Raw genomic sequence first — 26,085 nt, forward strand, 5'->3', positions numbered from 1 at the left:
TTTTTCCTAAATGAGAATGAATAAACTATAATTAACAGGCACTGAAGTAGACAACAAAAAAACATAGAACAACGTGTGTCCTATGCCATTTCTTCTTGATCAAGCTGTTGTACTGTAAACAATTGATAGTAGCTACCTTTTTTGTTCATTAATTCATGATGAGTACCTACCTCAACAATTTGACCATGTTCAATAACAACTATTTTATCTGCATGAGTAATAGTCGACAAACGGTGAGCAACGATAAACGTCGTTCTTTCCTTCGCAAGTTGTTCTAACGCCTCTTGTATAAGGTGCTCACTCTCCAAATCTAATGCAGAAGTTGCTTCGTCTAACACTAGTAGTGGCGGATTTTTCAGGAAGACACGTGCGATTGCAACTCTTTGCTTTTGTCCCCCTGATAGCTTAACTCCGCGTTCACCTACTTTTGTATCATAACCTTCAGATAAATTTAAAATAAACTCGTGGGCATTTGCTGCTTTTGCTGCTGCAATCACCTCTTCATCAGTAGCATCTGGCTTCCCTAATAATATATTCATTTTCACAGATTCACTAAATAAAATACTATCCTGCAATACCATCCCAATATGATTTCTTAATGAACGAACCTTGTAATCACGAATATCTACACCATCTAATTTAATTGAGCCTGATGTTATATCATAAAAGCGTGGAAGTAGACTTACAAGAGTCGATTTCCCACCACCACTCATCCCTACAAAAGCAACCGTCTCACCTCTATTGACATGTAAAGAAAATTGATTAATGACAGGAGCTTCACTTTCACTATATTTAAAAGAGACAGAAGAAAAAGCTACTTCCCCTTTCACATCTTTACACTCTATTGCATCTCGGCGGTCGGTAATATCGTATTCCTCATCCATAAACTCAAATACACGGTCCATAGAGGCAAATGCTTGAGTAAGAGTCGTTGACGAATTAACTAATCTCCTTAACGGATTATATAAACGATCTATATACCCAACAAACGCAATCATCGTTCCGACTGAAAGACTTCCTTGAATGACTCCATAACCTGCATAGCTAATTACAATAAGTGGTGATATATCTGTAATTGTATTCACTATAGAAAATGCCTTTGCATTCCAACTTGTATGTTGTAATGCCTTTGTTAAAAAATGATTATTATGATGATCAAATTGCTTTTGTTCATAATCCTCAATAGCAAAACTTTTGATGACTGGCATTCCTTGAACACGTTCATGTAAATGTCCTTGAACTTGAGCCAATGCTTGTGAACGTTGTCGTGTTAATGAACGAAGACGCCCAAAAAAGAATTTGACAGATACCGCAAATAGTGGCAGTAAAATGATAGAAACAAGCGTTAGCTTCACATCCATTGTAAACATTATAATAATGGCTATAACAATGGTTCCCATATCGAGCCATAAATTCATTAAGCCGGTAATAACAAAGGATTTTGTTTGCTCCACATCATTAATCACTCGTGAAATTACTTCGCCAGCTCGAGTGTTCGCATAATATGATAGCCCTAGTTTTTGCATATGTTGATAAAGATTGCTACGAATATCAAATAATACTTTACTAGCTGTCCATTGTGCGAAATATTGACGAAAGTATTCAACCGGGGGACGAACAAGTACAAAAATAACAAACATTACCCCCATAATCATCGTTAGCTTTTCAGTTTTAGCGTCTGTTGTTAAATTTGGATTACCTATAACATCATCTATAATATATTTTAATAACAACGGAATAATTAAAGGTATAGAAAATTTAATAATGCCAATTAAGACTGTACCTATTACATGCCATTTATACGGTTTGACAAACCGTAAATATCTCGTAATATTATTCAAATAAACACCTCAAAATGGTGAACTTGTCTAAGCTACATAAAAATGATCAAGTGAAGATTTACTCAACTTGACCTCACTATCGTACATTTAATAAAGCTGTTCTATCTTATCAAGGAATAAATACAAATAATTCAAATGTTCGTGCATTTCTTGTCTAAAACGATACCAACTGAAAAACTCATTTTTTGGTGTTCTCATTTAGTTATCATAGCCACAAAGTTTACGTAAAGAGGTATGATACAAATGAGAACCTTTATGTAAGAATTATCCCCGAAATGTTAAAAAACGCTCATACCACATGTCTATAAAATCAGGCGAAAAAGGACCTTTTCTTTGTCGAATCCAATGAACTAATTGTTCAACATTCATTTTCAAAATGCGATCAATTACTTCAGGGTAGTTCATTTGATTGCGGTGTTGCTCATATTCATCCTCATCTAAAAGTACATACGTCATATCTGGGAATACTTTAATATCCAGATCATAATCAATGTATTTTATAGCTTCCTTATCCCATACAAAAGGAGAGCTAATATTGCAATAGAAATATACCCCATCTTCCCTTAGCATACCTATCACATTAAACCAATGTTTGGCGTGGAAGTAGCAAATTGCTGGTTCTCTCGTTATCCATGTTCGACCATCAGATTCAATAACCATCGTCCGATCATTTCCACCTATAACCAAGTTTTTCGTCCCTTTTAAAACTGTGGTTTCTTCCCAAATTCGATGAATATGTCCATCATGTTTGTAGCTATGTATTTGTATTTTGTCTCCTTCCATGGGAAAACCCATCTTTCTCCCCTACTTTCATTGGACGCTTTGGAAACTATTGAACCTAAATTTTCTTCAAAATGTTACCAAAGAATTATTTCCTGTTTCTCTTATTATAACGGTTCAATTGAGAATTTAAAACAATTGAACTTAATAAAACCTCTCATACTGTCAATTCCTCTCATAATAAGTCCAAATTCTATGGATAGAAGCAGGGTGTCGTATGCTGAATTTCACATTCCTTTTTGAGTGAATAGCAAATTTACCCATAAGGGACGCATGAGTTTATAGAAATATGATTTATTCTTTTTTGATATTAAAAGCTATTCGATTAAAAAGGCACTTCTTATGCGTGAATAAGAAGTGCCTGTTGGTGATTCTTAGTATTGTTGGTTATTTTGGTTATTTTGGTTATTTTGATTTTTTTGCGCTTCTGCTTGTTGATTTTGTTGTTTCACTTCTTGAGCATTCGTTTCACCCGCAAATTCTGTTCCGTACTGTCCAGCTTGCGCGTTTTGTTGCTTTACCTGTTGAATATTCGTTCCAGAAGCTGTTTTGTTAGGCTGTTGATTTTGGTTTTTTGCCACTATTAATCACCTCCACGACATATAATGTAACCAGAAGGTGAAAGGACTATCCAAAAAAAATGATATTTTTCATATTCTAAACGAGCAATGATCTTCCTCCATCAACTATAATCGTTTGGCCACGTATCATCTGTGCATCATCAGACACTAAAAATAATACTGTTTTCACAATATCTTCTACTTCTACCATTCGACCAGCTGGTGTATGTTTACGGGCATCCTCTAACATGTCGTTTCTGTTAGGAAAATGCTTTAGTGCATCAGTGTCAACAGCCCCACCTGAAACTGCATTGACTATAATGTTTTTAGAAGATAATTCAACAGCTAAGTATCGTGTTAAAGCCTCTAAAGCAGCTTTCGATACTCCAACTGCTGTATAATTCTCCAAATATCTTATTGACCCTAATGAGCTAATGCTAACAATTTTTCCACCGCCATTTTTCTCCATCAGGTTGGCAGCTTGTTGAGCACAAAATAATAATGCTTTACTATTAATATCCATTGTCCAATCCCAATGAGACTCTTTTAGCTCCATGACAGGACGTTGCACACCTGATGCAGCATTATTTACGAATATATCAAGCCTGCCAAATGTGTCCTCAATCTCACTGAACATGTCATTTATTTTTTCAATACTCCCTACATTAGCCTTTATAAGCAATGCTTTTCTGCCTAGAGATTCTATCTCCTTTGCTACTTCGAGAGCAGCACTTTTGCTTCGATTATAATTAATTACAATATGATATCCTTTTTGCGCTAGCTCAAGTGCAATCGACTTGCCAATCCCTCTACTGCTTCCTGTAACGAGTGCTACTTTTTCGGTCAATTAAATCAAGCTCCTTTTCCTTCATTCACATTCTGATGAATATTTTATCACATCATTGATTCAGATGAACAACTTCTAGAATTCAGTATAATTAATTATAAGAAAAGTAAAAATAACAAAGGGAGAAATAACGCGGAAAAAAGGGGTGAATAACATGTATACAGGTCGTGATTTAACAGAGTTATCAATGATGGCAAAAACCAATTGGAAGAACGAAGAATTGTCTTTTTTTCATCATTCGCTACAGCAAATAACACCATATTTAAATGTGGAAGGTCAAACAATCCATAGAGAGATTATTGAAGAGATCGAGTCAAGAGGAGGAGTATAACATTCTTAACTCGAATAGTAGAAGCTTACCTTAACATTTTAAATTGTTCATATATACGTTGATGTGAAACAGGAAAAGCGTATTTCTCCATTTCTTCATTTGTTACAATTTCACAATCTAGTGTCTTATCCACATTCTCAATGATCTCTCCTTGATATACAGTAATGTTCCATATAAGATGTGTGAAAACATGTTCAATAGTTGTTATTTGACTACCTATTTTACAATTCACCTTATACTCACTCTCAACAAAGGCTTTTATTTGTTCTTTTGCTGTCCCTAAGTCTGTAAACAGCTCACAATTTGGAAATTCCCATAAGTTAGCCAAAAGACCCGTTTTCGGTCGTTTATGAATCAAAATTTTGCCATCCTTCGTTGTTAACACAACCGCTACCATCGATTTGCGTTTAGGAGGTTTCTTTTTGCTTTTAACTGGAAGGTCACTTTGTACACCTTCAGCTGTTGCTCGACAATGTTCCCGAACTGGACATAATAAACAAGCTGGCTTTCCTGGTACACAAATCAATGCTCCTAGCTCCATTAAAGCTTGATTGAAGTGTGATGGATTCTCATTTGAGATCAAATCTCTAATTATTTCTTCAAATATTTTTCTCGTGCTAGTTTTAGCTATATCCTCCCAAATAGACAAAATCCTTGATAATACCCGCATTACATTTCCATCTACTGCAGGCTCTGGTATACCATAGGCGATACTTAATATAGCACCTTTCGTATATGGTCCTATCCCCTTTAGCTTTGATATTTCTTCAGGTTTATTTGGAACGACGCCATTATATTTCTCATTCACTTCTTTTACTGCAGTATGTAGGTTACGTACTCTTGAATAATAGCCTAGTCCTTCCCAAGCTTTTAACACTTCATCTTCATTCGCTTCTGCTAGCACTTCAATCGTAGGAAACTTATCAATAAATCGTTTAAAATATGGGATTACAGTGTCAACTCTCGTTTGTTGTAACATGATTTCCGATACCCATACTTTATAAGGATTTTGATCCTCTCTCCAAGGTAACTGACGCTGTTCCTTTGCAAACCAATAGAGTAGATCATCTTGAAATTGTTCAATGTTAAAGTTTTCTAAAATATTGTCATAATATTTCACGATATACCTCCTAGATGTTACACTTAAGATGAAATTGATACCTAGCTAACAATAGCCCAACTGTGTATGTTTTTTAATCCACCATCGACAAAGTTCTCAAATTGACCAAAAATAGAATGATTTTTTTGCTTACGAACTTTTCGAAGTGCAAAATAATGAGATCTTGTAGGAAGATAAAATGATTCAATATAACCGCTAGAAGTTCTATACCATTCAATCTTTGCTGCTTCAAATTCTGTTAGAAAGAATAACACATCTTCCATAACTTGTTCATATTGATAAATATGGAGATCATTTATAGGATACTCAATAAACATCTTTAAGCTTTCTTCCATTAAAAAAAACCCCTTTAGAAATCTTGGTATTTGGTTACATTAAATAAGAATAGAGCAAAACCCAATATGTTTGTATTGATATGTTCTTCTGTTCTCCAAAAACGCTCAAATGCCATATAATATTCCATTAAGGAGGATCAAGATTGGATACTGGAACACATATAGTTATGGGAATTGCTATCGGTGGTTTAGCAACTCTTGATCCGATAGCAGGAGCTGATTCAATAACTGCACAAGGCATCATGATAGGAGCTATTGTTGGCTCACTTGCACCAGATCTAGATACAATATTGAAATTTAACAATGCAAAATACATTCGAAATCACCGAGGTATTACACATTCTATTCCTGCGGTATTACTATGGCCTTTGTTAATCACTTTCGTTTTATATTTTATATTTCCTAGTGGGAATGTGCTACATATATGGATTTGGACATTTCTAGCTGTAATCCTCCATGTTTTTGTCGACATTTTTAATGCTTATGGGACACAAGCTCTGCGACCTTTTACAAAAAAATGGGTTGCTCTAGGCGTAATAAATACCTTCGACCCTTTTATTTTCATTATGCATATTCTTGGTATTTTTGTATGGAAGCTAGGTGCATATCCAGGTTATACTTTTTTGACAATGTATATGATAATTGCTATCTACTATGTGATACGACTAGTTAAACAGCGACAAATTACTAAATCAATTTTAAAACATCATAAAGATGTCGAAAGTATAACCATATCTCCTACCTTTAAATTTAATCAATGGCATTTGGCTATAGCTACAAAAAATAACTTTTATGTAGCAAGAGCTATGGATGATGATATTATTTTACATGATAAATATGAAAAGCAACCTGTTCCTGATTCACCGATCATTGATGCTGCTAAAAAAGATGAAAACTTATCAGCATTTTTATCATTCTCGCCCATTTATCGTTGGGTAATCAATGAATTTGATGATTATTATGAAGTGAAATTTATTGATTTACGATATCGTAGCAAAGGACATTACCCATTCGTCGCAGTTGTTCAGCTTGATTTAGACTTAAATATAATAAGCTCATATACAGGATGGGTATTTAGTGATCAAAAGCTTAGAAAAAAATTAAACATGATGACATACTAAGCTAGACTTCTATAAGGGTCAGACTACACACTTTCAAAAAAGTTGCCACATCTGACCCTTCCCCAAGCTGTTGTAGGAATTAGTAGAAAAAAGATAACCGTCTATTATTTGTTTATCCGCAAATTCCCATTTCTACACATACATATACCCCATGTATCTCCTCATACTAATAATGTGTTCCTGAACACATCTACACTTAGGAGGCGGAGAGATTTGGTAAGAAATAAAACGACAGGATTTCCAAATCAAAACAACCAAAAGTTCGAAGGAGAACCACGTGCGAAAGCTGAGTATGCATCTAAACGAGCAAATGGAACGATTAATACTCACCCTCAGGAAAGAATGAGGGCTTCAGGTCAAAGGCAAAACTCTTATTGAATAAGCATTACTTTACCTTAACCTTGGAGGTGTGATAGTGGCTAAGCATACTAAAAAACGTTTTTTTGATAACCGTTATTCTAACCCGTATCAACAGCCAGGTGCTAACCCTAAACATGCTTACGCTCAAGTGAATGGTGAAACACAGCAAGCACAAAACTTAATCATATTAGAAAATCAAACGAGAAAGCGCAGTTAATAATTTTATGTGAAGACAAAACAAGAGAGGGGTATACCCTCTCTTACTTTGTATCCTTCACTTTTTTCCCTAGCATTGAAATCGGAATACCTTCCTCAATATCTTCTTGACCAGTTCGATTCCCCCAAACGAATATACCATTTAAATATTTCACTACAAAATGAACCCCTACATCGCCTTCTAATTCATATACTTCACCAGGTAGAAAATCTTCAGGATTTAATAAGTAAGCCTTTGCTATAACAGCTTTTCGCTCTAGTACAGCAAATTCATTAACCATGCCAAGTTGTTCCGCTTTACGTGCTTTTTCCAAAAGGGATCCAATCTCACTCTTAAGTTCAAACTCAGACATTTCACTAAAACGTTTCTCAACCATGTATAGCTACACTCCGTTATCGTATTAATGAATGGGAAATAATAATCAGGTGAAGTAGCTCCCCCACCTGATTACCTATCTATCCATATTCATATTTATTAATGACTTTGATACAAATTTTATTGCTATTGTTATTAGATAGAAATAGCTATGCGATTGTCATCTTATAAAAGGAAAAAAGGAGCCAATAGTGTTACTCCTTTGTATAAAATTACAACAATCAATGTGATAATAATCTATTAATAGTATAATGCATTTTTATTAAGATACAAAGCATGATTTAAACAATAAATGAAATAATTAAACCTATGATACCTGCTGTTATGGCATAAAATAACATCGGAATAATCGTAAAACGGATAATTTGGCCCTCTTTACCTAAGAGCCCTACAACAGATGCAGCAGCAACTACATTCAGTACACAAACCATGTTACCCGCATTTGCCCCTAATACTTGTTGTGACAATACTAATTGATTACTTACACCAATTTGATCAGCAACACTAAATTGGAATAACGAGAACATCATATTACTAAACGTAGCACTACCTGATATAAATGAACCTAGTGCCCCAATAATTGGTGCAACAAGAGGCCAAGCATTACCAACAGCATTTGAAACCATTAGAGCTAACTCCATTGGCATACTTAATAAATCCGCACTATTTTCTCCCGAGTTTATGAAAATCCGAACCATAGGCAAAGCTGTACCTAGTGCGATCGCACTTCCTACTAGCGTTTTTGCTGAAGTAACAAAGGATTGTTTAACTGCTGTTGCTGACATACGGTGAAGAAACACCGTTATTAATACGACTACGAGAAAAACAGTTCCTGGTAAATATAACGGCTCGAATGAATTACTTATGTTTGTGCCAAGAATATTACCCATACCAACCTTTACTGAACGGAGCATATCTTTAAATGGCAGCACATCAATACGTGTAAGAACGAGTAACAACGCTACTAACAAATAAGGAATCCATGCCATTAGTATAGAAAGTGATTGTTTACCTTCATCTTCTGTCTTTATATGTTCATTAATTTCATGTTGCTGTTCATTATCACCAAAGTCCCAATGCTTTGTTGGTAAAAGGAAACCTTTTTTAGCGGCAGGTATAACGATAGCTAGACCAACAAGTCCACCGATAATTGATGGGAACTCTGGCCCAAGGAAGGTGGCGACGATAAAGGCGGGCACAGTAAAGCTTAACCCTGCAAACAAAGCAAATTTCCACACTTGTAAGCCTTCCTTCCAAGAACGGTTTTCACCGAAAAAGCGCGTTAAAATGACAACGAGTATTAAAGGAATAAATGTCCCAATAAGAATGTCCATTGAAATAGCTTGTTTAGCAACATTTTGTAAATATACTCCTAATGAATCAGTACCAAGTGATTCGACCACTTGAGGTGCAACTGAGGAACCTTGCTGAAGACCTTGATTGACTCCAACAATCACTGGTGTACCAACTGCACCAAACGATACAGCACTACTATCTGCAATGAGTGCTAAAACAACTGCGGCTAAAGGAGGAAAACCTAATGCAACTAGTAAAGGTGCCCCAATGGCAGCAGGCGTTCCAAAGCCAGCAGCTCCTTCAATAAACGAACCAAATAACCATGCTATAATAATGACTTGTACACGTCTGTCTTGTGTAATTCCTAAAAATCCATTACGAATTGAATCCATTGCACCACTATTTGTTAACGTATTAAGCAATAAAATTGCACCGAATACAATCCACAAAATTGAAATGGTTATAATCCAACCTTCAATTGTCGCAGCTGCAACTTGAACAAAAGGCATCTTCCAAAAGAGTAACGCCATAATGCCTGTTAGAACTAAACTAATCGGCATAGCCTTTGTTGCTGGTAACCTTAAAATGACTAAGAAAATAAAAACTGCTAATATAGGGGATGAAGCCGTAATAATTTCTAAAAAATTCATATCGATATCACCTTTTTCATTTATTAAGAAAGCTGTTTCCTCATCGATTGTCGGTTTTAGTACTACGAAAAGAAAAAAAGTACACTGTTCTTTAAATCATGTCGTCCATATATAACTACTTCTTTACGGTTCTATTTGTAAAGGTTAAGTTTACGAAAAGAGCCATTTAGAAAAGTACATACTTCTAAACAATACTTAAACAAGCCTACATTCTCTGTAGGCAAAAGTAACAAATCGTAACGTTTGTCATAAAAGTGTAAAGCAAATGGGACAGTGCTTATTCATTTTAAATAAGACGGCAGTAACTGCCTGAAGTAATAACTACAAAATTAGATCATCTAATCTAAACACACAGATCATTATACTCGAACTATGTGCTGCATTTCACAATCTTTTATGGCTTATTTGTGAACGTATTTGATTATAGTTTATGTAAAGCGTTTTCTTGATAAAAAGTATTCTTAAAGAATTCATAAAATAATTTTCATTCAAAGGATATTTTCACAATATTTATTAGTTTAAGCATAGTTGTGGTAAAATATCAATAAAATTTTGAACCATAACGATTTATAAACGCATAAGGAGAATTCAACATGACAGAAACAATCTTAATTACTGGAGCTGGTTCCGGCTTAGGGCAAGAACTTGCCGTCCAATACAGTCAAAGTGGAAAGAATATTGTCTTAACTGGCCGATCACTAGATAAGCTTTACAAAGTTCAATCTATGATCAATGAAGCTGGCGGACGTGCCTTTGTATACAAAATGGATATACGCAATGGTAATGAAATCGAATTACAAATTCCTAACCTATTAAAGGAATATAATGTGTCAACGCTAATTAACAACGCTGGCATAGGTTACTTCGGTAGCTTAACAGACCTAACATATTCAAATATTAATGATATGATTGAAACAAATGTAACTGGAACTATCAACTTAACAAAGGCATGCCTACCTTATCTATTATCATTACCAAAAGCCAAAGTTATGAACATTATATCCACCGCCGGTTTGCGAGGAAAAGTGAACGAATCTGCTTATGTAGCTAGTAAGTTCGCTGTTAGAGGTTTTACTGAGAGTTTAATTAAAGAATTAGAACATACTTCTGTATCATTGACAGCTGTATATATGGGTGGTATGGACACACCATTTTGGGAAGAATCCGACCATATTAAGGATAAAAATCGCCTTCGGTCACCTTCAGAAGTTGCACAAAAAATCATTGAACTAGACGACGGTCGTCCAGAAATTATTATAGAGTGATGAGGAAAGCAAGGCGAACTCAATTCTTACCTAACACTAGCCCCGGCTTTTGGTAGCAGTGGAATTTCATCGTCCATAATTCGGGTCAATTATTCAGTTATACGGGGCAATTCACTGTATTTACAGGTCAATTACTCAGTTATATGGGTCAATTCACCGTATTTACGGGTCAATTACTCAGTTATACGGGTCAAATCATCGTATTTACGGGTCAATTATTCAGTTATATGGGTCAATTCACTGTATTTACGGGTCAATTATTCAGTTATAAGGGTCAAATCATCGTATTTACGGGTCAATTATTCAGTTATATGGGTCAATACACTGTATTTACGGGCCAAATCAATTTGGGTCAAATCACTGTATTTACGGGTCAATTACTCAGTTATACGGGTCAAATCATCGTATTTACGGGTCAATTATTCAGTTATATGGGTCAATTCATCGTATTTTCGGGCCAATTATTCAGTTATTCGAGGCAATTCACTGTATACGGGTCAATTACTCAGTTATATGGGTCAATTCACTGTATTTACGGGTCAATTACTCAGTTATATGGGTCAATTCACTGTATTTATGGGTCAATTATTCAGTTATACGGGTCAATTTACTGTATTTACGAGTCAAATATGCGATTAGCATTGGAGTCAAAGTCTATGATTGCGTTTTTTGCCTTGAAATGGTGAAGTGACCTCGAGGGGATAGGTGCTGGAGCTGGACAACCTGAAATACAGAGCTGATTGTTGAGACTCGAAAAGCGTTGGAAGCTATTCGACTGAAGACGCTTTTTGTCTTCTGTTGAATAGCTGAAACGACTTAAGAGGCTAGGAGGCGTATTTTGCCTTCAGATGAAATGGTGAAGTGACCTGGAGTAGATAGGTGCTGGAAGCTGGACAACCAGAAATGCAGAGCAGATTGTTCATCCCCGACACGTAATAAAAGTCACTTAATGACGCTTTTTGTCTTCTAGTCTTATACCTATTACTCAAAGGGCTTATTCTTTTGAATAAATTCCTCAATTAACTCAATAGAAAATCCTTTGCGGTACAGTGCTTGCTTCAACTTTTGCTCATATTCCCATCCGGTATATTTCTTCAGACGGTTGTTTATCTTGTTAGCTTGATGCTGTAACGCCTCCAATTCATTATTTTCTTCTTGGCCAGAAATTTGTGAAATCTCTTCAATTGCAATTTGTATAATATTCCAAGAAAAACCTTTTCGAACTAAAGTTTGTTCAATTTTTTGTTTTATGTTTAGTATTGAAAGCTTAGCGCTTTGTTTAGATATTTTCTCGGCATGTTTCATTGCGTGTTGAATTTGCAACTCAGTAGTATACGTATTCATTGCTTTTTCTGCATACTTTGCCGAAATTCCTTTTTCTTTCAATTCTCTTTTTATTTTATCAGGACCTTTTATAGACGTTTTAATTTGTGTTTGTACGTAAGCCAACGCAAATTGCTCATCATCTACATAATTAGCTTCTTGTAACTTATGTACGACCTCTTGAATGATCTGCTCTGGGACTTCATTTTTTTTCAAATAATCATCAATTTCTTTAATCGACCTTATTCGATATGACAAATATCTTAATGCAACATTATGAGCTTTTTTCACTTCATCTGCAAACTGAATTTCTCCAACATCTAGCTCATCAATTTCTTTGCCTTTTGTAAGATTATATTTTATAAGAACATCTTGATCGACGCTAAATGCATATTCTTCACCTTTGCCTCGATCGAGATAAACATTATATCGCTCCGAGTTCTTCTTTTGCGTAACTATTTTTGTTATAAAAGCCAAACTTATCACCCCTCCTTTAATTTTAGCAAAAAATTAGTGTTAAAAGGAGTATACGATTTATAATGAAGAAAATGGTACTTAATGGTTAGGAGTGAGCGGAGTGAAAATAGCAATTGCTGGTGGTACAGGGTTTGTTGGTAAAGCAATTACGCAATATTTTGTTGATCAAGGACATGAATGCTTCATTTTAACTAGAAAGAAAAATTTAATTCATAATAATCCACTTATACACTACGTGACATGGCTTAATGATGATAGTAACCCTGAGAGTCAGTTGAACGGAATGACTGCTTTTATAAACTTAGCGGGTGAGTCTCTTAATAGTGGTCGGTGGACTGAAAAACGTAAAAAAAGAATTGTTAATAGTCGACTCGAAGCCACGAATGAAATAATTAGAATCATTGCAAATTTAGAAATAAAACCTGATATCTTAGTAAATGCAAGTGGAATCGGTATCTACGGTACATCTGAAGATCTTACTTTTACAGAACAGGATGAAAACATCGGAACTGATTTCCTAGCAAAGACAGTTTCAGCATGGGAAAACTCGGCTAATGATTTACAGTCATATAATGTCCGAACAGTATTTGCTCGGTTCGGAATTATCCTCGGAAAAAGTGAAGGTGCATTACCTAAGATGACGACTCCATACAGGCTGTTTATCGGAGGGACTGTGGGTTCAGGAAAGCAATGGCTATCTTGGGTTCATATCGATGATGTATGTCAGGCTATCGCTTACGTTATTAGTAATAAAAACGTGCACGGGCCAGTTAATATTACTGCACCTAACCCTGAAACGATGAAAGAGTTTGGCATTAAAATTGGAGAAGCTTTGAGAAAACCTCATTGGCTCCCTGCGCCAGCTATCGCCCTTAAGCTACTTCTCGGAGAAATGAGTATGCTTATTGTAGAAGGACAAAAAGTTTTGCCAGATGTCCTTACAGCAGAAGGGTTTACATTTCGTTATCAGCATTTAGAGGATGCGTTGTCAGCATTGCTAGTGAAATAACTACTTACCATCACCTTGCATGATTTAACCTAACAAAGAGATACTCATATGAAAAAGGATTCAATGATTTATGCATTGATAATCATATGTATGGTGACACTAAAAATACTTACCTGAAAAAGGGGGTTGAATGATGGTAGACAGAAAAAAAAGACGCGATAAGACAAAAAGCACATTAAGTAATGCACAAGAAGTTTCTTATGCTAGAGATTTTAAAATGGCTGATCAAGCTGGTGGATTCACAAGTAAACAAGCCCATCATTAACAATGACTCTGAAAAACAGCCTTGACAAAAAACTGTAGCTTTATCATGCATATTTTACCTAAATCTGTTCACCCTATTAATGTTTGTTAAAGAATCTTTTGTAGTGTTTTTTAGAGTTTTTAAAGACTGTTATTGTTAATAAAGAAAAGTCGTTATGAATACTGCATGTATACGGATTTAATTGTTAACAGCAACAAGGTCAACACATCGAAACAGCTTTACAGTTAAATTAAAAAGTTTAGTTCTTAAAATAATTAACAGGAGTGATCGTATTATGGGTAGAAGTCGTGGACAAAATTCGAGAGATAAAAACAAGGCAGGTCTTCCACAAGTCCCTAGAAATTTGAAGTTTGATGGGATTAACGAGGAATTTTCACGGGAGCTGGCTGATCAAGAGGATTTAGAAGCTCAAGCCCGTGCAGATGCAGCAGGCATAAGACAAAGTAAAGCTAGACAAAAAGGTTAAGTGCTAAATGCTATAACTCCCAGCTTGGGTTAGTTTACTTTAATAATATCAAACTAAAGGTCTGAACTTCACTTTACACGATGTGTATAAATTAAAGGTTCAGACCTTTTACACGACTATTTAGGTAATTGCTTAAAATTAATGTTCTCTTTTCCTTGTCGGTTTCTAACGTAATTAATTACAAACCGATCGACACCCCAATAATAGCTTGCTGTCCCTACGCCTAATAATATAAATGCTACAGTATATAGAATCGGATTTGTACTAGTTGTTCCAGCTAATAAAAAATTTAGGTTCATAAATGCTCCTGCAATTAATGCTGGAATAGTTGCAGCACCTAAGATTAGGCCTATACCAACTAATAGTTCCCCCCAAGCTACTAAAAAGTTAAATAACCCTACATTAGGAACCGCCACATTTTCTAAAAATGTTGCATACCACCCTTGTACAGCTGGATGATCTCCTGAAGCTTTACCGATAGCACCTTGCAGATAACCAGACGCATCAAATTCACCTGTAACTTTCTCCCAACCTGCTTGTATCCATTGTACCCCTAACCAAATTCTAAGTAATGTCCATAAAACCGCCATTTTAGGACCCTTTATCCAAGACATCATTATTCAACTCCTTTAGTTTGTGAATGTTTTCACATATAATCTTACTAAACCACTCAATATACGATTAAACCCATACTCTTGAAAAAGAGAAAGTTTATTATTCTATCTTCCTCATTTCTAATATATACCATTATCATTATATCTACAATATAATGTAACATCATTTCACAGTTTCTTCATAACATCACTCAATTTGTAATATATTTTTCATTATGTACAACTTCACAAGTATAAGATCCTAGGAAACTTAAGTGTATACGCTAATACATTATATTGCTTTTAATACATTTTCATTACTATAAAAATGTACTATTTTTTTCATTTCTAATCAGTGTTTATTTGTAGTAGTATAATAGAGTTCAAGCAAACAAGAAAGGAACTACCAAGATGACTATTCAATATAAAATGATTGTACTTGATTTAGACGATACCTTGCTCAGAGATGATCAAACTATATCCCCCCGCACAAAAAATGCATTAATGATGGCACAAGAAATTGGCGTGAAAGTCGTTCTTGCTTCTGGACGTCCAACATTTGGAATGCTTCCAATTGCATCAGAGCTTCAGCTAGAAAAATTCAGAAGTTATATTCTGTCATATAATGGAGCAAAAATCATTGATTGCCATACAAAAGAAGAATTATATAGCAATGTACTTTCACCAGAAACGGCTCACCGTTTGTACGATTTAAGTGCGCGGGAAGAAGTTGCAATCTTAACGTATGTGGGAGATTCAATTGTGACAGAAACACCAAATAAATTTTCCACCATCGAAAGTCAGTTAACAGGATTACCAGTGCAACAAGTAAGCAGTTTCAAAGAGGCAGTCAGTGATTCTGTCGTGAAAACATTAATGTTAGCAGAGCCTGAAAGGTTAATAGAAGTAGAGAACAAGCTACAAGCTGAGCTAGCTGGGGAATTATGTGTCCTGCGATCAAAACCTTTTTTCTTAGAATTTACATCTTTAGGTGTTACAAAAGGAGCCAGTTTAGATTTCCTCATTAAGCAGCTCGGAATAAAGCAAGAAGAAGTGATCTCATTTGGTGATAGCTATAATGACCTTACGATGATTGAATTTGCTGGTCTTGGCGTAGCCATGGGTAATGCTCCTGATGACATCAAAGCAAAAGCAGACCTTGTTACCGATACAAATATGAATGATGGTGTAGCACAGGTTGTAGAGGAATATGTTATCAATAAAGTTTCACTCGTATAGAATACGAACAATCAGAGTGTATACACCCTATTCTTCGCCATTTCACTGGAGGGTTCATTTCTTTAGATGATATGGCGAAGTGACATAGGTTGCAAGTTAATGAGCAGTGTAGTGTTCACACCCACTCTCTTTTTAATAGTGAATATGAGTAATGATCATAGTTCTTCCCACGATATAAGTGTTTTTCACGATAGATTCCTTCATTTTGGAATCCTAAAGATTTTAGTAAATATTTAGATTGATCATTCTCTATCGCTACAAATGCATTAATTCTAATTAGATTCATATTGTCAAAGGCACTATCAATCGTAGTAGTCAAGGCTTCCTTCATATATCCTTGCCCCCAATAATCAAGCCATAAATCATAGCCAATTTCCGCAATATGATTATAACGGTCCCAGCAATGGAATCCACATGTACCTAATTGTTGATTATCTTCTTTTCTAACGATACACCATCTATTTCGACCTTTTGCCTCAGCATGACTATAATCTCTTATAAACTCTTTTGCATCATCCATACTCGTATACAATTCTTCATCATATAGATATTTACATACTTCTTCGTTACTAGAGGCTACTTACGCATTAGTTGTTCCTTTTCGTAAAAAGAACTAAACACGAATATTAATAACGATTGGGGCATCTTTTCTTCTATAAAACGGTGACAATTTCAGAAAACCTTTTTGTTGTTGTAGTTTTGTATAAATAATAACTTTCTTACGAAAAGAGCCTAACTAAATAGCTTATATACAATCGCTACATCTTTTTCGTCTACTTGTCTTGAACACAGTCTTGCCGTCTCTAGGTTGGTGAAATTTTTGTAATTACACATTCTATCATACCTACTCTTTCCTTCTTTCATTTCAATTTTTTAACTAATAAAAATTCGTAACCGATATAATCACACTTTAATGTAAAGCCCACACTTTCTGCTACAGCAATTGAAGGTTTATTCATTTCCATGCAATCCCAATAAGGCACGATACTATTTTTAAGACAATGATAAACAAATTGATGTGCTACTTTTTGCCCAAGCTTTTTTCCTTGATACGCAGTTAGTGTTTCAATAGCTATGCCATGAACGTTATGACCTACAAATCCTGATATACATAAACTTACAATTTTATTTTGATGAACAATACAATAACCAATTCCCTTATTAAAAAATCAGTTAGTGTTTCCCAAAACTCCAAGATTTTAGCTCGTAAAAACTCAATGTTTTTTATAGGGGCTTCTGATTTTGTCACTTTCATTGTCACATAATCTTGATCGACAGATGGTTCATGCTTTGGTTTGAAGTGGTCCTTTCTCAGCTTATATACTTTTTAATTCCAGCTCATCAATTCTCTTTGTTTAAATACATTTTCTAGTGTCTTATTCCAGCCAGAATGAGTGGCCATTGCTTCAAAGTAATCCAATCCTAATCCAACTGCATCTGGTAAAATCTTAGTATCTATAAATTTATTTAAATTCAAATTAAATTCTTCATTATGGGGGTTTCCAAAAAAGATAAATCCATCATTGTTCCCTAACTAAATAACCCCAGATGAAGGAGATATGGTATTATCTACAAATATGCCTGGATTATTTCCTTCAATAATTGCTGAAGCCTCTACCTGTCCTTGTTCACTAACTAACGATTTACATTTAATAAAATCAACCTTATCTAATTCAGTAATCATAGTGTCTCCTCCTGTCTTACAATTATATCTGCATCAATAAAATGAAAATATATAAGAAATTAGTATAATTGTTTTTTACCTCGCTATAATTGTTGCTTTTCGTAATACGAGATAAACTCGAATATAACTACCATTCTTTGCATCTTTTCTTTCTCAATAACAAAATTTACGAGAAACGCCTTCACTTAAAACATTTTCTAAGTATTATCTAATCAAGGTTTCCCTATTCTAGTTAAAAAACAATACATCAGGCAACTGGTGGCGACTCTGCCCTAACAAATTAAAATGACCCTGCCTATAAAGGTTAGGGTCATTAAGTAAGGCTCTTTCATAAAATTTGTTGCTAATTAGACTAATGTAACGTTTTAAAAGAGAAAAGTTACCACGAATGCTTTGTGTATTCGTATTTATTTCTTAGTACGATAACAAAAAATCTATTCGAAAACAGCTTTAGCTAAAAAACCTAACAATAAAATTACCAAGGTAACGGCTCATCTTTAAGTTCTTTCTCCCAAAGGTGTCGGATTTGTTTTACATCCTCATCCGACAATACCATCTCAGTTGCTGATACGTTTTCTGTCAATTGCTCAATATTTTTACACCCAGGGATTACGGTTGATACTTCAGACCTAGCTAGAATAAAACGTAAGGCAGCCTGTGCCATAGTTGCTCCATCAGCTGTTAAAAATGATAACTGCGTCAATAAGTTTGCTCTTGTTTCAATTTGTTCTTTCGACCAACGGCTGCGTACACCTTCAAATGTACTATGTGCATTATATTTGCCAGAAAGCCAACCAGAATCTAGTGGGACTTTAATAATAAGACCAACACCTTTGTCTTTTGCTAGTTGGAATGCTTTTGCGGGCTCCTGATGGAAGATGTTATACATGACTTCAATCACTTGGCTGTTTGTTGTTTCTAGTAATTCAAATAATTCACGGCTGGAATCAACCGATGCACCATATGCACGGATTTTTCCTTCTTCTTTTAAACGTTCTAGCAATTCATAATGCGGACTATTTCCATTTAGAAATTCAAATGGAGGATTATGCAATAAGATCGAATCGACATAATCAGTATTTAAACGCTTTAAGCTAGCTTCAAGAGATTGTCTTAATAAACTCACATCAAAATCTTGAACATTATTAGGATGATGACCAAATTTAGTATTAATAATTACTTGATCTCGCTTGCCCTCCAACGCTTTGCCGAGTAACTCTTCGCTTTTCCCTAACCCATAGTTAGGAGCTGTATCAAAAAAATTACAACCTTGACTAATTGCTTCATGAATTAGTTGAACCGCATACTCTTCACTCATTTTCCCCCAATCTTGTTTGTTGCCTAATTGCCATGCACCGAAGCCTACCTCTGATACTTGTATTCCTGTCTTCCCTAGCTCTCTATAGTTCATATTAATCACCTTTCATTCTATTAGGCTCTTGTTCGAAGGTTTGTCGAATATAACAAGAAAAACGGGTGAAAGTACTATTATTTCACGTATAGTTACTTTCTCCCGTTTTATTATTAACTCTATATGATAGCCCCAGTTGTTTATATAAGTACTGTAGTAATTGAATGCTCTGGTAATACTAGCTCTGAATGTTTACCATCTAATAAAATACTAATTCTTTCATCTTTGTCAGTAGCGTTCATCATAACTACTGCAATTGAACCGTCTTCATTTTGAAATGCAACTGTTTGTAGTGAATCATTATTTAATTCATGTCCAATTCTTGTTGCATTTGGCTTAACGTATTTACTGAAATGACCAATATAATAATATGAGCTATTATAATGGACTTCACCTGTTTTTGTATTAACGATAATAGGTGCATCACAATAGTTACCTACATGATTTGGCCCACCTTGTTCATTTAGCACGATATTCCAGTCAAGCCAGCCCTCAAGCCAATTATTAAAATCACCAATCATGTTTCGAGCATAACGTTCCCCTGTATGCCATGCACCAAGCTGTACGCCACCTTCGATACATCCTTCTGTAAAAATAAGATGCTTATCAGGAAAATCAGCATGAATTTTTGATAAGTTTTCAAATTCCTCAGAGACATACCAATGGATGCCTGTTCCCCAAATATAATTTGCAGCATCAGAATCTGAGAGAATTGTTTTTGCACGTTCATATGCAATATCCCGATTATGATCCCAAATAATAATCTTTTTGTGCCCTAGGCCTTCTTCTTCCATTGTAGGTCCTAGATAATTTTTAACAAAATCTCTTTCTTCCTCAGCAGTATAACGACATGAGTCCCAAACCTGAGTAGCTTCTGGTTCATTTTGGACAGTAATACCCCAAATGTTAATACCTTCTTCTTCCATTGCTTTAATGTATTTTGTGTAATAAAGAGCCCATGTTTTGTAGTATTCTTCTTTTAACTTGCCCCCATGGTTCATGTCATTATTTGTTTTCATCCACGCTGGTGGACTCCAAGGTGAAGATAGTATTGTCAACTCTTCACCTCTCAAACCAATGGCATCCTTTATTAATGGAAGAACATATTTATGTTCACGATCAATTGAAAATGTTGTCAGTTCTTTATCATTTTCTTCTACATACGTATAGTTCTCAAGTGCAAAATCACAACTATGGATATGTGTTCTTCCAAGTGAGTACCCTAAACCCTTCTCAGGGTGAAAATAGCTTTCAATGATGCTCCTACGTTCTTCTTCTGGAATTTGGGACAATGTATAAGCAGCGGCCTCTGTAAAGGCTCCTCCAAATCCAATGATTTTTTGATATTGTGTACTCTTATCGATCGTTAGGACATTATTAGACTTCGGTTGACCAGCTAAAAGCTCTACTGTTCCTTTATCTTCAAAACGCTCGTTACTGTTCTTTGCAGTTTGTATGACTTTCATTTGCATAGTTTTTACACCTCAAGATTTAGTTTAAATGTACGTCTATTTTGTTAACATTTCCTTCACGGATTTGCATTGCATATTGCTCTTCCACCTTCTCACCTTGTACCTCGACAGAAGAGTTATCACTGTGTAACACATATTTTGCTATTTTTGCACCGTTCTCACCAAATGTATCCTTGCGATTCGGGTTATGATAAGTAACTTTTGTCTTCCCTAAGAAAGTAAATTCAACTTGATTGTTATCATCAAATAACCATTCTGGAAGTATAGGCTGCAGCGTTAACATTAGTTGCCCTTCCTCGACAGTAAATAATGTTTTACCTGTCATCATCATTTGCCACATCGTTAAATATTCAGCTGTTGTTCCACTTAATCTCGCTACAAATCCTTGTCCGTGTATAGTTGGATCTGGATTACAACTACTAGCAATAAATGATGAATGCTCTAGTACACTTCTTCCATACACCTCAGGATTCATAAATGGTGGCAAGGCAGTTCTTAAATCATCGAAAAACTCATCATATAGACCTGCTTTTAATGCACTCAATATATACTTGAACTCCATATGCATAAAGATAGATTCACGTTCTAGCCAACCAGGGGTAAATGCTCTAGAACGACCAATTTCGAATGTTTCATCTTCAAGTGAGCTTGATGTTTTGTACATTTTCAAGTCACGGTCAAACATGTCAGAAGCCTTCACTTTTGTATAAGTATCTGATGCTTCTTGTTTTGTCATACTCTTTAATGCTCTTGCAGGACCTTCTAAGAAATGTGGTAATGTGTGAACCGTAAATGACGTTACTTCTACTAGCTCTTGACCTTTGTCATTCAGAATTAATGAGCCATCAGCTGCCGTTCTCTCAACATATTGTTCTGCCTCAAAGTAGAAATATGTTGGTACTAGACCATTTCCAAGCTCTTTTGCTTTAGTGATCCCCTTGTGTATTTTAGTTAAATAAATCGTGACCATTTCCTCTATAGTAGCTAAAGAAACAGCTGCTTCTTCCCCACTGAAGCCTGAGCGAATAGCTTCTCGATACTGTTCGCGTGCAGATGTAACAGCATTCCAATAATGATAATCATCTACAGAATTTGTTATAGACTCATTTATTGCCTTATTCACGCTTTCAAACAGTTTATGCACTTCAACTGGAAGTGAAATCGAGCTTTCTTCAGATGTTGCAGCAGCAACCTTCACAAATTGAAGCAGTCGTTTCAATTCAAATGTCTCACTCATACCAGATCCAAAAAGCCCTGGCAAGCCGTTCATTGAATCATTCCAACCTGGCTTGTTAGCCTCCATCTCAACTCCCATACCGTATGGATCTAATGTAGCAAATTTCACAAGGCTCAAATTAAATAATTTCACAAACAAGTTTGTTGTATATTCTTCTCCACTTTTCGTTGTTAACCAATTTCCACTTGTGGCTTGCTCTTCTTCAAGTATCGCTCCATACTGTCGAACTTTATCGTTCGCAAGTACGTACTTTTCAGACCTTGGCTTGACGAACACAGGGCTATAAAAATATTTATATGATTGGTCTTTAAATAGTAATGAAGCTTTATTTTCTGGGAATATTTTTAAATAATTTTCTATTAAATCAAGGTTGTACGTCCAGTGATCCATCCAATAACCTTCACCAAATTCAGCTTCAATGTTTTGTTTACTTTTAGAGAGTATAACCGTTAAAAAGTCCTCTAGAGAAGTTGATAGAGACAGTTGTTTATCTACAATTGTTTGTAATACATCTCCTGGTGTGAACGTCTTATTTAGCTTTTGCTTCATAAATTGACTATCTTCTAGAGAAGAAAACAACTCGCTAAGCCACTCCATATCAGTCTTATCAACTAGCTCAAAGCTTGCACCTTTTACTACTAGTGGGTTGTAACCGTCAGCTTGGACAAGGCTCATAAATAGCTTAATATTGTAATCTCCAACCTCTGGATGGAAGAACACATCATTTCTTCTATTTTGATTTACATCACGAAAATTCCCATTTCCTTGTGAGAAAAATTCTGGCGCAAGGGAGAAAAAGTTATAGTCTCGTTCTAAATCTCCATGCTTACGAGAGTACACGTAGTAAACAAATGGATTTTGATCAGTTCCAAGTGTAATCGGATACCCTCCGCGCAAAATATTATCTAAATAGCTTTGCTTACTGTATGCATCAAATAACGGATGAGCAGTTTTAGTCGTAACATCTTCAGTTATATCATTCACGATCGTTTTTGCTTCTTCATATTTTAAAGTTATAAATTTGGAAGTAACAATCTCATCTTTTTTGTTATTAACAATTTCTATGTCGTTCACATGACCAATGATTGTATTTAAGACAACGTTTTCACCCGGTTGCAACGACGCCTCAAATGCAGAAAATCCACACGGCACTTTGTTGCTTGTAATTGGAGTCTTATCAACTAATTGCGAAACAGTATACTGCTCAAACATATTAGGATATGACATAGAACTATTGTGACCGAAGATTAGATCTCCATCTACAATAGGGGATAACAGCTCACCATCATTTACAAAGCTTAAATAAAAATGCCCCTTTGTAATTTCCTCAACTTCTGCAGTGTCATTAGTTGATGATCGTACACGATAATATGGGATGTTATTCTCGAGATTAAATACATCCATCCAGCTTTTTAGTGTATTCCCAACTGCTTTATAAGCTGCATCATCTATTCCAAATGGAATAATTGCTGGAAGGCCATCAAGAACCTCCATTTGCACTGCTTTGTCAGAAATATTCTCTATCTCAACTTTACGAATTAATGCACCAAAGTTTTCATTTGGAAGCGTGAAATATGTGACTACCGTTTTAATTCCACTTACTTCGTCAATCTCTTCAATCTTTAATTCGTTTTCTTTTATTTTCATGCTCCTACCTTTACCATTCGAACCCCCGTAGGAAGAGAACGGCTCAATGATAGATTCACCAGCTTCACCTTTAACCTTAATAAATGTACGAAAACCATTCATTGATACACGTTGGTATGCTTGGTTTGCCGGAAAAAATTCTGTAATCGCATGGTTTTTATCTTGAACACCAAAAGACACCATAGCTTGTCCACGATTTACATAAAATGCCCACATCGGAACACCGTAAAGACCTGCTACCCCAGGTAAGAAGCTTGAAAAAGTTTTTGCGTTATCGTAATCTTGAATGACAAAATAGCCTTCATTATCAAATTTGTATTTTTCCATAATTAACACCTCAATTAATGTTATTGAAATTACTTGTCCTAGTGCAAAATATCGTAGACCTCTATTTTGCACATACCTACCAATCGTAGGAAAATTTCCTTTTCCTTCAACCCTCATTTTTATTTCTCATCATTATTTTACCTTTGCTATAAGCACATCTTTAGATATATAATTTTGTATTCGGTTACAAAATTTTAGGGAGGACTATAAACCTATAATATTTAAGAGAAATAACGAACTATTTTGTTCAGTTAATCACTGTTTACACAATGATTTTTAGGAATATTATAAAGTTAATTTACTTATTTTATTTTTTCACGATATTCCTTTGGTGATATGCCTTCAATTTCACGGAAAACTCGTGTAAATTGTTTTGGGTTTTTATAGCCTACTTGTTTACTAATTTCATAAACCTTTTCTCCAGTATCTACCAAGAGCAATTTTGCTCGGCGAATGCGTACCTTTTTTAAATAATCTACAAAATTAAGGCCTGTGTATTCTTTAAAAACATGACTGAAATATGAATAATTTAAAGAGATATAATTCGATACTACCGCCAAATTTAAATCCTTATGAAAATTATCTTCAATATATTGAAGTGCCTTATCCATATACTTTTGTTCGGAATAAACAGATTTAACTTGTTTAATATATTCATGTAAACGCATCGTCAAATCTTCAATCGCATGGAAATACTGATGGAAATCGTTAAAATTGTAAATATCTGCAACTTTGTGAACGAGCTGAAAATTCTCAATAGATTCTTCCCCAAGCTTTGCAAAAGATTTCTCGAAAACAAGCGTATTCAACTTTTTACCTATCGTTTCCATGTAACTAATATCATATTTTGATATTTTTTCGTAATCAAGAACGGCAAAAAGAAGTGTTTTAATTTCTTTTTCTCTCTCTGTCCCTAACATATTCGATATTTTATTAATTGCTTCAATCGGTGGCGCAATATTTTCTTTCCTATCTTTTATTTCTTTATACAAAATGACTTGCCTTTTAGGAAATAAAAACTGATATTTCACAGCATAGCAAGCTTCAATATAGGACTTCTTCAACTGCTTAATCTCTGCTCTCTTCTCACTTACACCAATAGAAAATGAAGGATATTTTTCTTTCTTAAATTGATCTTTTATAAAAGTAAATATACTCTCATTTCCCGTTATAACTACCGTATGTCCATCCTTATCTAAAAAACAAAAAATATCATCAGCATCATTTTTACGATATGTTGTAATTTGGTTTCTTATATGTTGAAGAAAGTCTTCTCCTTTTATTATACGATCCTGTTCAATCACACCTACGTAAAAACCATTCGGAAAAACATTAATGTTCATTTTTGTACAAATCTGCTGGACTTGTTCCTCTTGTATATTTGGATTTAATAATATGTAGTTTAATTGACTCGTCCGAAAATCATCTAAATGTTGATGTGAAGCTAAGCGATTTGTAGCTAGTTCATCAATTGTATGTTGCAAAACTTCAAACAATTCTTGACGATTTACTGGTTTTAGTAAATAGTCTCTAACTTTACATTTAATCGCTGCTTTCGTATATTCAAAATCATCATAGCCACTTAAAATAAATAGGATTGGCTTATCTTCACTCGTATGAAGCTCTTTTATGAGTGCAATACCATCCATTCGAGGCATTTTTATATCTGTAATCAATATATCTATGCTATTTTCACGAATCAATTCTAATGCTTCTACTCCGTCAGCAGCAACCATCGTATCGATGAGTTTAGAGAATTCCCTTTTGATCATCGCTTGAATACCTAATCTAATATTTTTTTCGTCATCTACTATTAATAACTTATACATTGTAGTTA

Annotated in this window: 24 protein-coding genes and 2 pseudogenes; 10 read left to right on the forward strand and 16 right to left on the reverse strand. The window is 34.9% G+C overall.

Annotated features, from left to right (window positions below):
• Positions 1-80: 80 nt before the first annotated feature.
• The 4 genes from SLH48_RS16160 to fabL all read right to left on the reverse strand — a co-directional run bounded on the left by SLH48_RS16160 (position 81) and on the right by fabL (position 4,028).
• Positions 81-1,841, reverse strand: coding sequence for an ABC transporter ATP-binding protein (locus SLH48_RS16160; protein WP_320258991.1), 1,761 nt, complete (start codon positions 1,839-1,841; stop codon positions 81-83).
• 264 nt (positions 1,842-2,105) lie between these two features.
• Positions 2,106-2,636, reverse strand: coding sequence for a DUF402 domain-containing protein (locus SLH48_RS16165; protein WP_214480486.1), 531 nt, complete (start codon positions 2,634-2,636; stop codon positions 2,106-2,108).
• A gap of 359 nt (positions 2,637-2,995) precedes the next feature.
• Complete coding sequence (locus SLH48_RS16170; protein ID WP_214480487.1) at positions 2,996-3,202, reverse strand: gamma-type small acid-soluble spore protein; 207 nt, start codon at positions 3,200-3,202, stop codon at positions 2,996-2,998.
• Positions 3,203-3,278: 76 nt separating this feature from the next.
• Positions 3,279-4,028 carry an enoyl-[acyl-carrier-protein] reductase FabL gene (gene fabL, locus SLH48_RS16175; RefSeq protein ID WP_320258992.1) on the reverse strand — a complete coding sequence of 250 codons (750 nt, stop codon included), beginning with the start codon at positions 4,026-4,028 and terminating at the stop codon, positions 3,279-3,281.
• A gap of 154 nt (positions 4,029-4,182) precedes the next feature.
• On the opposite strand from fabL, the gene SLH48_RS16180 reads away from it, so the two are divergent.
• Positions 4,183-4,359, forward strand: coding sequence for a hypothetical protein (locus tag SLH48_RS16180; protein ID WP_320258993.1), 177 nt, complete (start codon positions 4,183-4,185; stop codon positions 4,357-4,359).
• Positions 4,360-4,384: 25 nt separating this feature from the next.
• Here the strand turns inward: SLH48_RS16180 and mutY are convergent, their stop codons facing one another.
• Both mutY and SLH48_RS16190 read right to left on the reverse strand, forming a co-directional pair.
• The gene (gene mutY / locus SLH48_RS16185) at positions 4,385-5,479 is read right to left on the reverse strand and encodes an A/G-specific adenine glycosylase (RefSeq protein ID WP_320258994.1); all 1,095 of its coding nucleotides are present in this window, start codon (positions 5,477-5,479) and stop codon (positions 4,385-4,387) included.
• Positions 5,480-5,520: 41 nt separating this feature from the next.
• A complete protein-coding gene (locus SLH48_RS16190) occupies positions 5,521-5,814 on the reverse strand; it encodes a hypothetical protein (RefSeq protein WP_214480491.1) in 294 nt (97 codons plus the stop codon).
• Positions 5,815-5,957: 143 nt separating this feature from the next.
• Between SLH48_RS16190 and SLH48_RS16195 the strand changes: the two genes are divergently transcribed.
• From SLH48_RS16195 to SLH48_RS16205, 3 genes are all read left to right on the forward strand, one after another.
• Positions 5,958-6,935, forward strand: a complete 978-nt coding sequence (locus SLH48_RS16195) for a metal-dependent hydrolase (RefSeq protein ID WP_320258995.1) — start codon at positions 5,958-5,960, stop codon at positions 6,933-6,935.
• 213 nt (positions 6,936-7,148) lie between these two features.
• The gene (locus tag SLH48_RS16200) at positions 7,149-7,313 is read left to right on the forward strand and encodes a small, acid-soluble spore protein K (protein ID WP_214480493.1); all 165 of its coding nucleotides are present in this window, start codon (positions 7,149-7,151) and stop codon (positions 7,311-7,313) included.
• Positions 7,314-7,350: 37 nt separating this feature from the next.
• Positions 7,351-7,512 carry a YpzG family protein gene (locus SLH48_RS16205; RefSeq protein WP_320258996.1) on the forward strand — a complete coding sequence of 54 codons (162 nt, stop codon included), beginning with the start codon at positions 7,351-7,353 and terminating at the stop codon, positions 7,510-7,512.
• Positions 7,513-7,555: 43 nt separating this feature from the next.
• On the opposite strand, the gene SLH48_RS16210 is transcribed toward SLH48_RS16205, so the two are convergent.
• Together SLH48_RS16210 and SLH48_RS16215 are read right to left on the reverse strand one after the other, a co-directional pair.
• Positions 7,556-7,888, reverse strand: a complete 333-nt coding sequence (locus SLH48_RS16210) for a YfhH family protein (RefSeq protein ID WP_320258997.1) — start codon at positions 7,886-7,888, stop codon at positions 7,556-7,558.
• 280 nt (positions 7,889-8,168) lie between these two features.
• A complete protein-coding gene (locus SLH48_RS16215; protein WP_320258998.1) occupies positions 8,169-9,833 on the reverse strand; it encodes an L-lactate permease in 1,665 nt (554 codons plus the stop codon).
• A 593-nt stretch (positions 9,834-10,426) separates the two neighbouring features.
• Here SLH48_RS16215 and SLH48_RS16220 point away from each other — a divergent pair.
• Entirely contained in the window at positions 10,427-11,098 is a 672-nt protein-coding gene (locus SLH48_RS16220) for an SDR family NAD(P)-dependent oxidoreductase (RefSeq protein ID WP_214480496.1), read from the forward strand.
• 143 nt (positions 11,099-11,241) lie between these two features.
• Positions 11,242-11,784, forward strand: coding sequence for a hypothetical protein (locus SLH48_RS16225; RefSeq protein WP_320258999.1), 543 nt, complete (start codon positions 11,242-11,244; stop codon positions 11,782-11,784).
• 295 nt (positions 11,785-12,079) lie between these two features.
• On the opposite strand, the gene recX is transcribed toward SLH48_RS16225, so the two are convergent.
• Entirely contained in the window at positions 12,080-12,907 is an 828-nt protein-coding gene (recX, locus tag SLH48_RS16230; protein ID WP_413785435.1) for a recombination regulator RecX, read from the reverse strand.
• Between the two features lie 91 nt (positions 12,908-12,998).
• Between recX and SLH48_RS16235 the strand changes: the two genes are divergently transcribed.
• The 3 genes from SLH48_RS16235 (at position 12,999) to SLH48_RS16245 (ending at position 14,638) form a co-directional block, all read left to right on the forward strand.
• Positions 12,999-13,907, forward strand: a complete 909-nt coding sequence (locus tag SLH48_RS16235) for a TIGR01777 family oxidoreductase (protein ID WP_320259001.1) — start codon at positions 12,999-13,001, stop codon at positions 13,905-13,907.
• A 133-nt stretch (positions 13,908-14,040) separates the two neighbouring features.
• Positions 14,041-14,172, forward strand: a complete 132-nt coding sequence (locus SLH48_RS16240; protein ID WP_214480500.1) for a YfhE family protein — start codon at positions 14,041-14,043, stop codon at positions 14,170-14,172.
• A 274-nt stretch (positions 14,173-14,446) separates the two neighbouring features.
• Positions 14,447-14,638, forward strand: a complete 192-nt coding sequence (locus SLH48_RS16245) for a YfhD family protein (protein WP_214480501.1) — start codon at positions 14,447-14,449, stop codon at positions 14,636-14,638.
• Between the two features lie 116 nt (positions 14,639-14,754).
• Here the strand turns inward: SLH48_RS16245 and SLH48_RS16250 are convergent, their stop codons facing one another.
• Positions 14,755-15,252, reverse strand: coding sequence for a DoxX family protein (locus tag SLH48_RS16250; protein ID WP_214480502.1), 498 nt, complete (start codon positions 15,250-15,252; stop codon positions 14,755-14,757).
• A gap of 396 nt (positions 15,253-15,648) precedes the next feature.
• Here SLH48_RS16250 and SLH48_RS16255 point away from each other — a divergent pair, with 396 nt between their 5' ends.
• On the forward strand, positions 15,649-16,470 hold the full coding sequence (locus tag SLH48_RS16255) for a Cof-type HAD-IIB family hydrolase (RefSeq protein WP_214480713.1): 822 nt from the start codon (positions 15,649-15,651) through the stop codon (positions 16,468-16,470).
• A 115-nt stretch (positions 16,471-16,585) separates the two neighbouring features.
• Here the strand turns inward: SLH48_RS16255 and SLH48_RS16260 are convergent.
• From SLH48_RS16260 to SLH48_RS16285, 6 genes and pseudogenes are all read right to left on the reverse strand, one after another.
• Positions 16,586-17,029: pseudogene (locus SLH48_RS16260) on the reverse strand (GNAT family N-acetyltransferase); the annotation flags it as partial.
• A 301-nt stretch (positions 17,030-17,330) separates the two neighbouring features.
• A pseudogene (locus SLH48_RS16265) lies at positions 17,331-18,154 on the reverse strand (GNAT family N-acetyltransferase).
• A 475-nt stretch (positions 18,155-18,629) separates the two neighbouring features.
• A complete protein-coding gene (locus tag SLH48_RS16270; protein ID WP_320259002.1) occupies positions 18,630-19,565 on the reverse strand; it encodes an aldo/keto reductase in 936 nt (311 codons plus the stop codon).
• A 140-nt stretch (positions 19,566-19,705) separates the two neighbouring features.
• Positions 19,706-21,037, reverse strand: coding sequence for a glycoside hydrolase family 30 protein (locus SLH48_RS16275; protein WP_320259003.1), 1,332 nt, complete (start codon positions 21,035-21,037; stop codon positions 19,706-19,708).
• A 19-nt stretch (positions 21,038-21,056) separates the two neighbouring features.
• Complete coding sequence (locus SLH48_RS16280) at positions 21,057-24,365, reverse strand: cellobiose phosphorylase (protein ID WP_320259004.1); 3,309 nt, start codon at positions 24,363-24,365, stop codon at positions 21,057-21,059.
• Between the two features lie 185 nt (positions 24,366-24,550).
• Complete coding sequence (locus tag SLH48_RS16285; RefSeq protein ID WP_320259005.1) at positions 24,551-26,077, reverse strand: response regulator; 1,527 nt, start codon at positions 26,075-26,077, stop codon at positions 24,551-24,553.
• Positions 26,078-26,085: the final 8 nt, after the last annotated feature.

It is taken from the genome of Cytobacillus sp. IB215316 (genome assembly GCF_033963865.1).
Taxonomy (GTDB): domain Bacteria; phylum Bacillota; class Bacilli; order Bacillales; family SM2101; genus Nanhaiella; species Nanhaiella sioensis.

Excerpts from the sequence above, each read along its gene's own strand:
- SLH48_RS16165 (WP_214480486.1), bottom strand. The coding sequence starts at position 2,636 with ATGGGTTTTCCCATGGAAGGAGACAAAATACAAATACATAGCTACAAA.
- SLH48_RS16180 (WP_320258993.1), top strand. The coding sequence starts at position 4,183 with ATGTATACAGGTCGTGATTTAACAGAGTTATCAATGATGGCAAAAACC.
- SLH48_RS16190 (WP_214480491.1), bottom strand. The coding sequence starts at position 5,814 with ATGGAAGAAAGCTTAAAGATGTTTATTGAGTATCCTATAAATGATCTC.
- SLH48_RS16210 (WP_320258997.1), bottom strand. The coding sequence starts at position 7,888 with ATGGTTGAGAAACGTTTTAGTGAAATGTCTGAGTTTGAACTTAAGAGT.
- SLH48_RS16215 (WP_320258998.1), bottom strand. The coding sequence starts at position 9,833 with ATGAATTTTTTAGAAATTATTACGGCTTCATCCCCTATATTAGCAGTT.
- SLH48_RS16220 (WP_214480496.1), top strand. The coding sequence starts at position 10,427 with ATGACAGAAACAATCTTAATTACTGGAGCTGGTTCCGGCTTAGGGCAA.
- SLH48_RS16225 (WP_320258999.1), top strand. The coding sequence starts at position 11,242 with ATGGGTCAATTCACCGTATTTACGGGTCAATTACTCAGTTATACGGGT.
- SLH48_RS16240 (WP_214480500.1), top strand. The coding sequence starts at position 14,041 with ATGGTAGACAGAAAAAAAAGACGCGATAAGACAAAAAGCACATTAAGT.
- SLH48_RS16245 (WP_214480501.1), top strand. The coding sequence starts at position 14,447 with ATGGGTAGAAGTCGTGGACAAAATTCGAGAGATAAAAACAAGGCAGGT.
- SLH48_RS16250 (WP_214480502.1), bottom strand. The coding sequence starts at position 15,252 with ATGTCTTGGATAAAGGGTCCTAAAATGGCGGTTTTATGGACATTACTT.
- SLH48_RS16270 (WP_320259002.1), bottom strand. The coding sequence starts at position 19,565 with ATGAACTATAGAGAGCTAGGGAAGACAGGAATACAAGTATCAGAGGTA.
- SLH48_RS16275 (WP_320259003.1), bottom strand. The coding sequence starts at position 21,037 with ATGCAAATGAAAGTCATACAAACTGCAAAGAACAGTAACGAGCGTTTT.
- SLH48_RS16280 (WP_320259004.1), bottom strand. The coding sequence starts at position 24,365 with ATGAGGGTTGAAGGAAAAGGAAATTTTCCTACGATTGGTAGGTATGTG.
- SLH48_RS16285 (WP_320259005.1), bottom strand. The coding sequence starts at position 26,077 with ATGTATAAGTTATTAATAGTAGATGACGAAAAAAATATTAGATTAGGT.